Annotated in this window: 11 protein-coding genes; 5 read left to right on the forward strand and 6 right to left on the reverse strand. The window is 70.9% G+C overall.

The annotated features are described in order from the left end of the window. Positions 1–36: 36 nt before the first annotated feature. From EVJ50_RS03805 to EVJ50_RS03815, 3 genes are read right to left on the reverse strand one after another with little or no spacing between them, the layout of a single operon-like run. Entirely contained in the window at positions 37–621 is a 585-nt protein-coding gene (locus EVJ50_RS03805; protein WP_150882431.1) for a ferritin, read from the reverse strand. Between the two features lie 52 nt (positions 622–673). Next, positions 674–1,564, reverse strand: a complete 891-nt coding sequence (locus tag EVJ50_RS03810) for a DMT family transporter (protein WP_225323068.1) — start codon at positions 1,562–1,564, stop codon at positions 674–676. Between the two features lie 4 nt (positions 1,565–1,568). Beyond that, complete coding sequence (locus EVJ50_RS03815) at positions 1,569–4,940, reverse strand: CHAT domain-containing tetratricopeptide repeat protein (RefSeq protein WP_150882432.1); 3,372 nt, start codon at positions 4,938–4,940, stop codon at positions 1,569–1,571. Between EVJ50_RS03815 and dnaG the strand changes: the two genes are divergently transcribed. Continuing rightward, positions 4,920–7,010 (forward strand): DNA primase, encoded by a 2,091-nt coding sequence (gene dnaG / locus EVJ50_RS03820; protein WP_150882433.1) that lies wholly within the window; start codon positions 4,920–4,922, stop codon positions 7,008–7,010. The genes EVJ50_RS03815 and dnaG overlap by 21 nt on opposite strands. Here dnaG and EVJ50_RS03825 read toward each other — a convergent pair. Next, positions 7,005–7,802, reverse strand: a complete 798-nt coding sequence (locus tag EVJ50_RS03825; RefSeq protein ID WP_150882434.1) for a metal ABC transporter permease — start codon at positions 7,800–7,802, stop codon at positions 7,005–7,007. The genes dnaG and EVJ50_RS03825 overlap by 6 nt on opposite strands. A gap of 227 nt (positions 7,803–8,029) precedes the next feature. Here EVJ50_RS03825 and EVJ50_RS03830 point away from each other — a divergent pair, with 227 nt between their 5' ends. From EVJ50_RS03830 to EVJ50_RS03840, 3 genes are read left to right on the forward strand one after another with little or no spacing between them, the layout of a single operon-like run. Then, positions 8,030–8,884: a metal ABC transporter substrate-binding protein gene (locus EVJ50_RS03830; protein ID WP_225323069.1), complete on the forward strand. Its 855-nt coding sequence runs from the start codon at positions 8,030–8,032 to the stop codon at positions 8,882–8,884. Between the two features lie 54 nt (positions 8,885–8,938). Next, the gene (locus tag EVJ50_RS03835) at positions 8,939–10,138 is read left to right on the forward strand and encodes a hypothetical protein (RefSeq protein ID WP_150882435.1); all 1,200 of its coding nucleotides are present in this window, start codon (positions 8,939–8,941) and stop codon (positions 10,136–10,138) included. Between the two features lie 56 nt (positions 10,139–10,194). Beyond that, positions 10,195–10,881, forward strand: a complete 687-nt coding sequence (locus tag EVJ50_RS03840; protein WP_150882436.1) for a metal ABC transporter ATP-binding protein — start codon at positions 10,195–10,197, stop codon at positions 10,879–10,881. Between the two features lie 16 nt (positions 10,882–10,897). Here the strand turns inward: EVJ50_RS03840 and EVJ50_RS03845 are convergent, their stop codons facing one another. Beyond that, the gene (locus EVJ50_RS03845; RefSeq protein WP_150882437.1) at positions 10,898–11,305 is read right to left on the reverse strand and encodes a Fur family transcriptional regulator; all 408 of its coding nucleotides are present in this window, start codon (positions 11,303–11,305) and stop codon (positions 10,898–10,900) included. Positions 11,306–11,352: 47 nt separating this feature from the next. Here EVJ50_RS03845 and EVJ50_RS03850 point away from each other — a divergent pair, with 47 nt between their 5' ends. Next, entirely contained in the window at positions 11,353–12,126 is a 774-nt protein-coding gene (locus EVJ50_RS03850) for a metal ABC transporter permease (protein ID WP_150882438.1), read from the forward strand. Positions 12,127–12,153: 27 nt separating this feature from the next. On the opposite strand, the gene EVJ50_RS03855 is transcribed toward EVJ50_RS03850, so the two are convergent. Continuing rightward, a complete protein-coding gene (locus tag EVJ50_RS03855) occupies positions 12,154–13,428 on the reverse strand; it encodes a Y-family DNA polymerase (RefSeq protein WP_150882439.1) in 1,275 nt (424 codons plus the stop codon). Between the last annotated feature and the right edge of the window lie 14 nt (positions 13,429–13,442).

Genomic DNA, 13,442 nt, shown 5'->3' on the forward strand with positions numbered 1-13,442 from the left:
CCGACCGGAACCAGGCCAGGGGAAGCTCTACCGAATTCAGCTGTCGGAATCGCCGGCCAGGCGATGCGGCGCATCGTGGCCTTCGCCCAGTTCCTGATCGATCAGCAGCAGGGCGGCGGGATTGCCGGCGGCGATACGGAGGCGGCCCAGCAGGTGGGCGGCATTGCCTTCCGAAGTGATCTGGTCCTCGATCAGGGGCTCAAGGAACACCGCGGTGCGGGTGTCACCGGCTTCCTCGGCCAGGCGGTGGATCTGCTGGAGGGAGCTGGTCACGTCGCGCTCCATGCCGAACACGGCCTCGAACACCGCCACCACGCTGGAGGCATCGCCCTGGAAGGGGGTCTGGCTGCCGAGGCGGAAGCTGGCGCCGCGGTCGTTCAGATAATCGATGAAGCGGCCGGCGTGCTCGCGCTCGGAATCGGATTCGTTCTGAAGGAAACTGGCGAAACCACGCAGCTCACGCGAGGCGAAACGGCCGGAGAGCTCCCAGTAGTGATAGGAGGCCTGGGTCTCCAGATGGAGGTGCTGCTGCAGCTGCTCAAGGATGCCGGCGTCCATCGGCTCGGCCACGCTGCGCTGGGGCAGATCGCTGAGCACCTGAGCGGTGGTTGTGGTGGTCATCGTGTTCAAGCCTCCTTAACAGTTCCGCATGCTGGCCCACGCAGGGCCCGTATCAAATGTTACGCGACCTGGCGCTGGCACTGAGGACGGTCGCCAGCAGCACCACCGCCGCACCGCTCACCATCCAGCCATCGATCGGTTCGGCGAACAGCCACACGCCCCAGAGGCTGGCGAACACCACCTGCACATAACTGATGGCGGTGGCCCGGGCCGCCGGCAGCAGCGTTAACCCCCGGGTGATCCACACCTGGCCCAGCTGGGTGAACACACCAACCCCCAGCAGCCAGAGCCAGTCGCTGCCGATCGGCATCACGAAGTTGCCCAGCACCGCCGGCAGCACGATCGGCACCGACACCAGCGGGAAATAGAACACGATCACCAGCGGGTGCTCGCTGCGGCCCAGATGGCGCACGCACACATAGGCCAGGCTGGTCATCAGGGCGCCGCCGAGGGCGATCGCCACGGAGAGGGGATCGAGACCCCGCGCCGCCGCGCCGCTCAGCCAGGAGGGCTCCACCACCAGCAGCACGCCCGTCCAGCCCAGCAGCACGGCCACGGCCAGCCGGCGGGCCACCTGCTCCTTCAGCAGCAGCCAGCCCATCACCGCCGTGAAGGTGGGATAGGTGTACTGGAGCACCGTGGCGGTGGCGAGCGGCAGGCGCGTGATCGCGGCGAAGACGCAGAGCAGGGCGCCGGTGCCCACCAGCCCGCGCAGCACCAGCCAGCCGCGCCGGTGGCCCCAGGGCCAAACGCCTTCACGTCGCAATAGCACGGCCGTGATCGCCAAGGTGATCAGGGAGCGGGCCAGCAGTACCTCGGCCACCGGAATCCGGCCGGCCAGCTGCTTCACGCACACGGTCATCAGGCTGAAGCTGAGGGCCGAGGCCACCACGAAGCGCTTCGAGCCGCCGGCCAGGGCGGCCGGTCCGAGGATGCCCTTCACGACCTCAGCGCCATCGGCCGTGCAGATGGAAGGCCGCCCAGTGGTAGGGCGCCCGCCAGCGCGGGGTGCGCATCAACTCGAGCTGGGCCTGGCGCAGGGCGGCATCCAGTGGCAGGCCAGCATCGATCCAGTGGCGGTAGAAGGCCGCCATCAGGGCGGCGGTGCTGCGGTCGTCGACGCTCCACAGGCTCGAGAGCACGGTGCGGGCCCCCGCCAGCATGAAGGCCCGGCTGAGGCTGAGGGGCCCCTCCCCCTCCAGCTGGCGGCCCAGGGCGGTGTCGCAGGCGCTGAGCACCACCAGCTCGGAGTCGAGCTCCAGATCCAGGATCTCCTGCAGGTAGAGGAAATCCACCGCCGGGTCGGCCACTCCGGCCGGGCTGCGCTCGGCGGCGAGCACGATGCCGGAGAAGTCGGGCCGGCGGGCATTCACGCAGGCGTGGGTGGCGAAGTGGAGCACCGGGAAGCGGGCCGGATCGAGGGCCAGCAGACGAGCGGCGGTGGCCTCGGCGCCGCGGGCCACCACCCGATCGGCCTCGCTCACCACCTGAGCGATGGCCTCCAGCTCCCGGCCGGTACCCGGCAGGGGCTGCCACGCCAGGCTGCAATTGCGCCGGCTCGGGCCGGCCCTGAGCTCACCGTGGGGGCGCCCCGCCCCCAGATCCGGATCGGCCACGATCAGCATCGGCAGCCGGCCATCGCCGCCGGCATCCGGCGGGGCTGAGGCCGGGCGATCCAGCACCGCCTGCACCGAGGGAAGGTGAGCGAGGGAGAAGCGGGCCAGCAACGGCTCGCCGCTGGCCGGATCCTCCAGCGCAGCGAAGGGCAGCACCTGCAGCGCACCGTCGGGCACCAGGATCAGGCGGCGGGTGTCCGCCGGCAGATCGGCCGGGCCGATCAGCAGCGCGTGCAGCCGGCTGAGCAGGGCGGCATCGGGGAGCCCGAGCAGGGATCGGCGCAGGGCCTGCACCTGCTCGCTGATCTCGGGGCCCGGCGGCAGCGCATGGACCGCCAGGCCGTCGCGGTCCACCACCCAGAGCGTGCTGCGCTCGGGGCCGAGGTTGTATTGCAGCAGCACGTCGCCCTCCTGCAGCAACTCGCGGCGCAGCCGCTCGATCAGGCGGCGGGCCTGCTCGAGGCTGGGCACGGGGCTGCCGGGAACCGGCACGGCCGCGCCCGCCAGTCCGTGCAGCTCCTGCTGCAGCACCAGATCGGCATCCATTAGCGCCTGGCGCCTGGCGGCGCTGACCTCGGACGGCGGCCCCAGGGCCCTCAGCTCCCGTTCGATGGCGCGGCGCCGCTGGCGCTGTTCGCGGCCGGGGCGGTCGCCCTGGCGGGCGAGGCCATCGCGCAGGCCCCGGGCGCGGGACTGCTCCTGCACGGCATAGGCCCGCAGGGCATGGCCGGCGCCGGGCTCCAGCCGGTGCAGCTCCATCAGCAGATCGATCAGGGCATCGATGTGCTCATGGGCCGAGGCCAGGAAGGAGGCCCGCAGATCGTCGTCGGCCAGGCGGCTGCGCAGGCCATCGATCAGGCGCACCGACTCGGCCAGATCGCTCAGAGCGGCCTGGTGATCCCCCAGGCGGCGGTGCAGCCGGCCGCGGTTCAGCAGCGTGGTGGCCATCCCCTCGGCATCGTCGACGCCGCGCTGCAGGGCGAGGGCGGCATCGAGCGGTTCGAGGCCCCGGCGGGGTGTGGAGCCCACCGCCTCCAGATTGCCCAGGTTGTTGAGCGTCACGGCCTCACCGCGCCGGTCGCCCAGCTGCCGCTTGATCGCCAGGGCCTGGCGATAGGCGCGTCGAGCCGGCTCGGGGCGGCCGGCGAGCACGTGGGCCGCCCCGATGTTGTTGAGGGCACGGGCCAGGCCGTCGCGATCGCCGCTGGCGCGGTGCATGGCCTCGGCGGCCCGCAGAGGGACCAGGGCCTGCTCCGGCCGGCCCCGCCGGTTGAGCAGGCTGCCGAGATTGTTCCGGCTCACCGCGATGCCGGACGGGGAGTCGAGCTCCCTGTAGGCGGCCAGGGCCCGGCGCAGCTGCAACTCCGCCTGCTCGCCCTCCCCCACGCTCTCGTACACGGCGCCGAGATTGCCGCTCACCACCGCCTCGCCGAGGGGATCGCCGATGCGGCGCAGGATGGCGACGGCCGCCCGCAGCGACTCCAGAGCGGCCTGAAACTCGCCCACCGTCTCCTCGAGCGAGGCCCGGTTGATCAGCGCGGCAGCCTCCGCCGCCGGGTGGGCCGTGTCCCGCGCGATCGCCAGGGCCCGCTCGAAGCTGGAGCGGGCCTGCCGGGGGCGGCCCTGCTGCAGCTGCAGCAGGCCGAGGTTGGAGAGCAGCACCGCCTCGCCGCGGCGATCGCCGATGCGGCGGCGGATCGCCAGCGAGTCCTCCAGAAGCGCCCGGGCCTGGGCAGGCTGGCCGAGATCGTCATGCAAGGCGGCCAGGTTGGCCAGGCTCACCGCCAGGCCCTCTGGGGCACCGGCCTGGCGCTGGATCACCAGGGCCCGCTCCAGCAGGGCCTGGGCCTCCGCCAACCGTCCGAGCCGTTTCTCCAGCAGGGCCAGATTGCTGAGGACGGTGGCCTCGCCGAGGGGATCGCCCCGTTGCCGCCGCAGCTCAAGACTGCGGCCGTAGGCGGAGCGCGCCGCGGCCCCATCCCCCAGGTCATCGAGGATGGCGCCGATGTTGTTCCAGCTCAGGGCTTCACCGGCCGCATCCGCCGACTGCTGACGGATCGCCAGAACCCTTCGGTGCAGCGCCAGGGCCCGGCGCCGCTCGCCCATGCCCTCGAGCACCACCGCCATGTTGTTGAGGCTGGTGGCCTCGCCCGCCCGGTTCTGCAACTGCCGGTGCAGGCTGCGCGACTGCTCCAGCAGCTCCAGGGCCTGCTCCATCTCCCCCAGTTCGGACGCCAGCTGGCCCAGGTTGCTGAGCACCACGGCCTCCCCCGGGCGATCGCCGGCGGCGCGATGCAGCTCCAGCGCCCGGCGGTAGCGCTCGCCGGCCCGGGGTTTCTCCCCGAGCAGGGAGTGGGCATTGCCCATCAGGGTGTGGATCAGGCCCAGCCGGCTGGGATCCGCCTCGGGCCCCAGGCGCTGGAGCAGGGCCTGCCAGAGGGTGATCGCCTGCCGCCAGCCGGCGGCCGTTCCAAGCCGGAAGGCGGCCACCGCAGCCGCGTCCAGCTGCTCGGGCGAGGCGGCTCCGTCGGCTGCCGGCAGCGGGCTGGCCGGGCCGGACTCGGCCGCCGCCGCCGGCAGGCTGCGGCCCGGCAGCAGCAGCGAGACCAGCAGGGAAAGCGTGAGGCAGGCATCTCGACACCAGATGTAGTGTGAAGACCGCAGCCGGCCGCCGCGTCGTCCATGGGCCAGCCCCGCCTCCACCCGCGCACGATCGAGGCGGTCAAGGACCGGGCCGACATCGTGGATGTGGTGGGCGACCACGTGGTGCTGCAGAAGAAGGGCCGGGAGTTCGTGGGGATCTGCCCCTTCCACGACGACAGCAAACCGTCGATGACGGTGTCTCCCGCCAAGCAGTTCTACTACTGCTTCTCCTGCGGTGCCGGCGGCAACGCCATCAAGTTCCTGATGGAGTTCCAGCGCCAGAACTTCTCCGAGGTGGTGCTCGATCTGGCGCGGCGCTACCAGGTGCCGGTGGAGACGGTGGAGGGGCCCCAGCAGGAGCGGCTGCGGCAGCAGCTCTCCCGCCGCGAGCAACTGCACCGGGTGCTCGATCTGGCCAGCGGCTGGTTCCGGCAGCAGCTCCAGAGCGAGGCCGGGCGCGGCGCCCTGGGCTATCTGCGCGACACGCGCGGCCTGAGCGCGGCCACGATCGAGCGCTTCCAGCTCGGCTATGCGCCCGAGCGCTGGGATGGCCTGCTCGACCATCTGCAGCGGGTGGAGCGGATCCGCCCCGAGCTGCTGGAGGCGGCCGGGCTGGTGGTGGCCCGCAAGGGAGGCAACGGCTTCTACGACCGCTTCCGCCATCGGGTGATGGTGCCGATCCGCAACCGTCAGGGCCGGGTGATCGCCTTCGGCGGCCGCAGCCTCGATGGCGGCGAACCCAAATACCTCAACTCGCCCGAAACCGAACTGTTCGAGAAGGGCCGCCATCTGTTCGGGCTCGACCTGGCGGCGTCGGCGATCCGCAAGGCGGACCGGGCCGTGGTGGTGGAGGGTTACTTCGATGTGATCGCCCTGCACGCCGCCGGCATCGAGAACGCCGTGGCCGCTCTCGGCACGGCCCTGAACGCCGGACAGATCACCCAGCTCTGCCGCTGCTGCGAGAGCAAGCGGATCGTGCTCAACTTCGATGCCGACGGCGCCGGCGTGCGCGCGGCCCAGCGGGCCATCGGCGAGGTGGAGCAGCTGGCCCTGCAGGGGCAGCTGCAGCTGCGTGTGCTGCACCTGCCCTCCGGCAAGGACCCCGATGAGTTCCTGAAGGAGCGCACGCCCGAGGCCTACAGGGCCCTGCTTGATCAGGCACCCCTCTGGCTCGACTGGCAGATCGAGACGATCCTGGAGGGCAAGGACCTGCGGCGGGCCGATCAGTTCCAGCAGGCGGTGGCCGACCTGGTGACCCTGCTCGGCCGCCTGCCGGCCAGCGCCGTGCGCAGCCACTACCTGCAGCAGGTGGCCGAACGGCTCAGCGGCGGCCAGGCCCGCCTGGCCCTGCAGCTGGAGCAGGACCTGCGCCAGCAGGTGAAGGGCCAGCGCTGGCACGGGCGCTCCCAGCGCTTCGATCAGCCCGGCGAGGCCGGGCAGCGCGAGCGGGCCGAAGCCCTGATCCTGCGGCTCTACCTGCACCACCCGCGGCTGCGGGGCACGATCCGCCACGAGCTGCACCAGCGCGATCTGGAGAATTTCGCCCTGCAGCACCACCGCCGCCTCTGGGCGTCGCTGAGCGAACTGGAGGAGGAGCGGCTCGGGGTGGAGGCCCTGCAGGCGATCAGCCGGGGACAGGGCAGCGACGACCTCCTGGCGGAGTTCGATCTCGCCGCTGCCCTGAGCGACCAGCTGCTCAGCGACGATCCGGCCCTGCTGGATCGGCTGCAGGGGCTGCTGCTGCCCTCGGATCTGGATCGGCTGGCGCTGGCCGAACCGCTGCTGAGCCTGCAGGGGGCCACCGCCTCGCTGGAGCGGCAGCGCAGCCTGCGCCGCTGCCGCCACCTGCTCGAGGCCTGGAGCAGCCGGCGGCTGCAGACCCTGGAGACCTGCCTCGCCCAGCTGCTCGAGCAGCAGGATCCGTCCGCCCGATCAGACGGCGCCATGGAGGACCAGGTGGAGCACCTGTTCCGCGACCTCAATCAGGACGTGCTCTCGTTCCAGGAGCTGTATTACAGCGAGCGGCGCCACATCGGCCATCTCGACCGGCAGCGCTGCGCCGGCTTCAGCCGGCTGCCGGGCGGGGGCGAGCCTGTGCCGGCGCAGGAGCCGGCCGCGGCCGCCTCATGAGGTCGTCGGCAGCGGCCGCTTGAAGACAAGCAAACCCAGGCAGAGCACACCGATCAGGGCGCCCGGCGGCGCATCCACCAGAACGGCCGCCAGCAGGCCGCCCACACCGAGCAGCAGGCCGGTGGCGGCGGCCCGCAGCATCAGCCGCTGCAGGCTGCGGCTGGCCTCGATGTGCATCAGCACAGGCGCACAGAGCAGGGCGATCACCAGCACCACCCCCACCGCCGCCATCGAGCTGATCACCACCAGGCCCGTGGTGAAGGTGAGCACGAGCTTGAGGCGCCGCACCGGCAGGCGGGCGGCCTCGGCCCCGGCCGCATCCACCCCCACGAAGACCAGATTGCGGTAGGAGCTCAGCACCAGCACCGCGAGGACCGCGGCGGCGACCAGCATCCGCACCAGATCGGCCGGGCCCACCGCGAGAAGATCCCCGAAGAGCAGGGCCTCCAGGTCGATCCGCAGCTGCAGCAGGGGGGCCAACAGCACTCCGAGGGCCAGAAAACCCGCCAACACGGTGTTGAGCACGCTCTCCTCACGGCCGGAGCAGCGGTGGCTGAGGACCTCGGCCAAGAGGGAGCCCAGCAGACCGCTGATGAGCCCGCCCAGGATCGGATCCAGGCCCAGAGCCAGGGCGAGCACCAGGCCGGGCAGCACAGCGTGAGCCATCAGGTTGGCCTGGAGCACACGCCGTTGCGTCACCAGCAACGCCCCGGTGGCGGGGCAGACCAGGCCCACCAGCACCACCATCAGCAGCGGCGTCAGCCACCAGATCTCGGCATCCACCGCTGTCATCCCACCACTCCGAACGCGGTGGCCCGATCCGGATTCATGGCGGTGTGGCAACGGGAGTGGTCACGGATTGTGACTGGCGTGGAGCCAAGCGAAGACAAATCCGGGGAGCTCCCAACAATGAGAACGATTCTCTTTCATGGCCTGTGCTGCGGCTCCCGTTCCGATCCGTCCTTGCGCTGTGCGCCGCTGGTCTTGCAGCGGCACCCCTCGTCCTGGCCCCTGCCGGGGTGCAGGCCCAGGCCGGCAAACCCACCGTGGTGGCCGTGGACGGGGTGCTCTGCGACCTCACCCGCACCCTGGCCGGCTCCTCCGCCTCGGTGATCTGCCTGATCCCGGCCGGCGCCGACCCCCACACCTTCCGCTTCCGCGGCAGCGATCGCCGGGCCCTGTCCAGGGCCGATCTGGTGCTGCACAACGGCTTCAAGCTCTCGCCGGCCGCGATGAAGCTCGAGGGCAACCCGAAGGTCGTGGCCGTGGCGGAGCTGGCGATGCCCAACTACGACGGCGCCGATCCGCACGTCTGGCACGATCCGGCCAACACCGCCGCCATGGCCGAGGTGGTGACCGCACGCCTGCAGAGCGTGCTGCCGGCTTCGGAACACGCGGGTCTCCAGGCGCGAGGCCGCAAGGCGAACGCGGTGCTCTCTCAACTGGGCAGCTGGGGCGGCAGCCAGTTCGGCACCCTGGCGCAGCCCCAGCGCGTGCTGGTGAGTGAGCACCAGGCCTACAGCCACCTGGCCGATCGCTACGACATCACCCAGATCACCATGCTGGACAGCTTCACCAGCAAGGGTGTGTTGCGGCCCTCCAGCCTGAGGGCGATCACCTCGGCGGTGAAGGCCTCCGGCGCCAAAACGCTGTTTCCGGAATCGCTGCCGGCCAACAAGACCCTGCGCCGCATCAGCCGCAGCACCGGCATACCGGTCAACGACACGCCGCTCTATCCGGAAGGACTCGGCCCGGATCGCTCCACGGTGTCCACCGCGACCTGGAACATCTGCACCGTGGTGAAGGGCCAGGGCGGCCAGTGCGATCAGACCAAGGCCGATGCCCTGGAGTCGCAGTGGGACGCAATCCGCTGATCAGACCGCTTCAACCAACCCCCTCCCCATCTGCTCCCTCGCTCCGCTGTTCTGATGCTTGCCCGTTTTCTGCAGCCCCGCCACGCCCTGCTGCTGGCCCTGTTGCTCAGCCCCCTGGCCGTTGAGAGCGCGCTGGCCCCCACCGGCCGGGCCCACGGAACCCACGGGGGAGCCGGAGGCGAGCCCCTGGAGGGCGGCGAGTTCCGGGCCACGCCGGTGATCACGATCGAGGGCCATGGCGGCTATGAGCTGAACCTGGAAGGCCGGCCCGAGCACTACGCCATCGACGGCATGTTCGGCGCGGTGATGGAGTGGGGCCTGGGCAACGGCAGCAGCCTCACGATCGAGGCGGCGGTGGGCCCGGCCCTGGTGTGGGGCGAGGCCGAGCACTTCTACGGACGCGTGCATCGCGACGACCACGGCGATCACGATGACCATGACGATCACGATGATCACGGGCATGACGATGACCATGCCGATCACGACGACCACGATGATCATGACGACCACGATGATCACGGGCATGACGACGATCATGCCGACCACGATGATCATGATGATCACGACCATGACGATCATGGGCATGACGATCACCACGATGAGCACGCCCATCACGATGATCACGACGACCATGGTCACGATGATCACGGCCATGACGATCATGGCGGTCATGGTCACGGCGGCCACGCCCATGGTCACGACACCACGTTCAAGCGCACAGACATCAAGGGCTATCTGCAGGTGCGCTACGCCCCGAATGATCGGCTCAGCCTGTCACTGGAATACAAGCCCTATTACGTAACCCGCGATCAGGACGAGGACATCCGCGGCCTGAAGAACGAGATCGGAGCCAAAGTGGTGTGGGCCCTCGGCGATGGTGATGTGAACTTCGCTCTCGGTGATGGCCTGCAGGATGTGATCGATGGGATCTACCTGTCAGTCGATCACCGGCAGGGCTGGGAATCGGATGGCACCTGGATCGGCAACTACACCGATCCCCGGTTCGGCTTCGGCTTCAACATCGATCTGGTGTCGATCCGCATCGATGCCGGCCCGCGCTTCTACACCCCCGGCAGCTACTCAGGCCTGGAGCAGCGCACCGACTTCGCCGGCGAGGTGCAGGTGGCCGTTCCCGTGGCCGAGAGTGTGGTGCTGTTCGCCCACTGGAAACCGGCCTACAGCTCCCAGGATGGCCCCGGCTGGGGCGAGGGCTGGCAGCATCACGTGGGCACGGGTGTGACCTTCAGCTTCTGAGGCCCGATCACCCCGCCAGGCCACACCTAAGCTCCCCATCGATGTCACCCAGATGCATGCTGCAGGCCAAGGGCGTGCATCTCAGCCGGGGAACGCGCCAGGCTCTGCGCGATGTATCCCTGACCCTGGAGCCCGGCAGCCTCACCGCCCTGGTGGGGCCCAACGGCGCCGGCAAAACCACCCTGCTCCAGGTGCTGCAGGGGCAACTCGCCCCCGATCGCGGCAGCGTGGAGCTGGACGGAGCCCCGATCCGGGGCCAGCGGAGCCGGGTGGCGCTGATGCCCCAGCGGGGCGAGATCGACTGGCACTTCCCGATCACCGTGGCGGGGATGGTGGAGCTGGGCCACCGCAGCGGGAAGCGGCATGGCTGCTGCGATGTGGCGGCCGCCCTGCAGCGGGTGGGCCTCACGGAGCTGGCCGGCCAGCGGCTCGATCAGCTCTCCGGCGGCCAGCAGCAGCGCACCCTGCTGGCCCGCACCCTGGTGCAGCCAGCCGATGTGCTGCTGCTCGATGAACCCACCGCCGCGATTGATCCCCCCTCACGCGAGCAGCTGCTGCGGGTGATGCGTGAGGTGTGCCGGGCCGGCCTCACCCTGCTGGTGAGCGGCCACGACTGGGGCACGGCCCTCGATGCCTACGACCGGGTGGTGGTGCTCGATGGCTCGGTACTGGCGGACGGTCCACCGGACACGATCCGCCGGACCCTCGGGGCGGTGTCGATGGGCAACCACCGCTGCGGATGAGCGAACCCCGCCGCCGTCAGCCCGCTGAACCGCCCCCACCCTGCTCCTGCCGGCGCCGGCAGGGCTCGCAGAGGCCGTAGAACTCCAGCGTGTGAAACAGCATCCGGTACCCCTGGTGCTCCGCATGTGGCAGATGCACCTCCTCGATCGGACAACCCGCCAGGGGTTCGCTGCGGCCGCAGTCCACGCAGGTGATGTGGTGGCGATCCCTGTCCACCGGGGCATAGAGCGCCTCACCGTTGGGCAGTACCCGGCAGCGGATGCGGCCCTGTTGCTGCAGCGCTCTCAGGTGCCGGTAGACGGTGGCGAGCCCCATGCCGTGGCCCGCATCGGCCAGAGCGCGGTGCAGAGCCTGGCCGCTCACCTCATCCTCACTGCGCTCCAGCGCCTCGAGGATGCGGTCCTGTTTGACGCTGATCGCCATCTGCTGCATGGGCGTCTCTCCCTTCTAGCCGAACTCCGGATCCGCGGATGACCTGGTGGCTGACGCCGCTGCTGATGGCTCTGCTCACCGGGCTGCTGGCGCCCCTGAGCGGCACCCTGCTGCTGGTGCAGCGCCGGGTGCTCCTGGGCAACCTGATCTCCCACGCGGTGCTGCCGGGGCTGGCGGTGGCGGTGGCCCTGAAGCTCTCGCCCCTGCTGGGCGGTGCCCTGAGCGGCCTGCTGGCGGTGCTGCTCTCCGAACGCCTGTTCGCCGCACCCGCCGGGCGCGAGCGCGATGCGGTGACCAACACGGTGCTGGCGGGCTTCCTCGGGCTCGGGGTGCTGCTGATCCCGTTGCTGCAGGTGCGGGTGGATCTGGAGGCGCTCCTCTTCGGCGATCTGCTGCTCAGCGGGCCAAACGACCTGCTCTGGGCGCTGCTGGCCCTGCTGCTGCTGCTGGGGGTGGTGCTGCGCTGGCGGCGGGAGCTGGTGTTCCTCGGGGTGGACCCCCAGGGGGCCGAGGCCTGCGGCGTGCCGGTGGGGCGGCTGCGGCTGCTGCTGGCGCTCTGCACCGCGCTGGTGGTCACCACCGCGATGACGGCGGTGGGGGTGATCCTGGTGATCGGCCTGATGTGCGCCCCCGCACTGGTGGGCCTCTCCGGCGCCGTGAGCCTGCAGCGGGCCATGCTGCGGGCCTCGGTGCTGGGGGCCCTGCTCAGCGGCGGCGGTTTCCTGCTGGCCCTGGCGCTCAACTGGCCGCCCGGACCCCTGATCGGCGTGCTCTGCATGGCCCTGCTGCTGCCGCCGCGGCGCGCCGGCTGAACACGGGCTGAGCACCGGCTGAGCGGGTCAGGCCCGCACCAGGGGCACATCCGCCAGGCGGGTGGTGGCGGCGCGGCTGAGGCACTGGCGGCGCATGGCCCAACCGGGCTGCAGGCCGCAGGCGGCCCATGCCACCGTGCCCCGGCCGTAGCGGTGGTTGAGGCGATCGATCGTGGCCATCAGGCGTTCGCGCCGTTGCTGCTCGGCCGGCGGCAGCGACGCGAACAGGTGCTGCTGGAGCTGATCGCTGCCCTGCAGCTGCTGCATCAGCACCCCCGCCTTGGCCAGCCGGCGGTGGGGACGGAAGAGGCGGTCGGCCAGGGGCAGGGCGGCGGCCAGCAGCACGGCGGTGTCGTTGCTGGGCAGATCGAGCCGGGCGCTGGCGGCATTGCTGTAGAAGCCCGGCGCGAAGGGGCTGGTGCGGGCGAACACGGTGAGGGCTCCGGCCCGCTGCCGCTGCCGGCGCAGCTTCTCGGCGGCACGGCTCACATAGGTGGCCACCGCCTCCCGCAGCTCGGCGGCCCGGGTGATCGGCCGACTGAAGCTGCGGCTCACGCAGGTTTCCCGCTTCGGCGAGGGCGCCAGATCCATCGGCAGGCAGGCGTGGCCGTGCAGTTCCCGCTGCAGGCGCAGCCCCACCACACCGCAGCGGGCCCTGAGCTCGCCGCTGGGCATGTCGCGCAGCTGGCGGGCGGTGCGGATGCCGCGCAGGCGGCACCAGCGGGACAGCCGGCGGCCGATGCCCCACACGTCCTCGATGGCGATCCGCTCCAGCCAGAGGTCGGGATCGTCGCAGCGGCCGAGATCGAACATCCCCGCGTGGGCGGGGCTGGATTTGGCCAGGCGGTTGGCCAGCTTGGCCTGGGCCTTGCTGGCACCGATGCCGATGGCGATCGGCAGGCCGAGATCGCGGCGCACCAGGGCCCGCAGGCCGGAGGCCCAGCCCCGCAGGTCGCCGTCGGCCGGCCGGGTGATGCGGGCGAAGGCCTCATCGATCGAATAGATCTCCAGCTCGTCGCAGTGGAGCTCGAGCAGGCTCATCAGCCGCTGGCTCATGTCGCCGTAGAGGGCGTAGTTGGAGCTGCGCACCACGACGCCGTGGCGCTCCAGCTCCGGGCGGGCCTTGAAGTAGGGGGTGCCCATGGCGATGCCGAGAGCGCGGGCCTCGGCGCTGCGGGCGACGATGCAGCCATCGTTGTTGGAGAGCACCACCAGGGGGCGGCCGATCAGGGCCGGCTCCAGGCTCTTCTCACAGGCCGCATAGAAGTTGTTGCCGTCGATCAGAGCGATGGCCTGCGGCATGGGGGAGCAGCGAC

This window comes from Synechococcus sp. RSCCF101 (genome assembly GCF_008807075.1).
Taxonomy (GTDB): Bacteria; Cyanobacteriota; Cyanobacteriia; order PCC-6307; family Cyanobiaceae; genus RSCCF101.

What these genes read in the sequence shown, in the direction of transcription:
- EVJ50_RS03850 (WP_150882438.1), top strand. Translation starts at nt 11,353, where the DNA reads ATGACCTGGTGGCTGACGCCGCTGCTGATGGCTCTGCTCACCGGGCTG.
- EVJ50_RS03855 (WP_150882439.1), bottom strand. Translation starts at nt 13,428, where the DNA reads ATGCCGCAGGCCATCGCTCTGATCGACGGCAACAACTTCTATGCGGCC.
- dnaG (WP_150882433.1), top strand. Translation starts at nt 4,920, where the DNA reads ATGGGCCAGCCCCGCCTCCACCCGCGCACGATCGAGGCGGTCAAGGAC.
- EVJ50_RS03845 (WP_150882437.1), bottom strand. Translation starts at nt 11,305, where the DNA reads ATGGCGATCAGCGTCAAACAGGACCGCATCCTCGAGGCGCTGGAGCGC.
- EVJ50_RS03840 (WP_150882436.1), top strand. Translation starts at nt 10,195, where the DNA reads ATGCTGCAGGCCAAGGGCGTGCATCTCAGCCGGGGAACGCGCCAGGCT.
- EVJ50_RS03805 (WP_150882431.1), bottom strand. Translation starts at nt 621, where the DNA reads ATGACCACCACAACCACCGCTCAGGTGCTCAGCGATCTGCCCCAGCGC.
- EVJ50_RS03835 (WP_150882435.1), top strand. Translation starts at nt 8,939, where the DNA reads ATGCTTGCCCGTTTTCTGCAGCCCCGCCACGCCCTGCTGCTGGCCCTG.
- EVJ50_RS03825 (WP_150882434.1), bottom strand. Translation starts at nt 7,802, where the DNA reads ATGACAGCGGTGGATGCCGAGATCTGGTGGCTGACGCCGCTGCTGATG.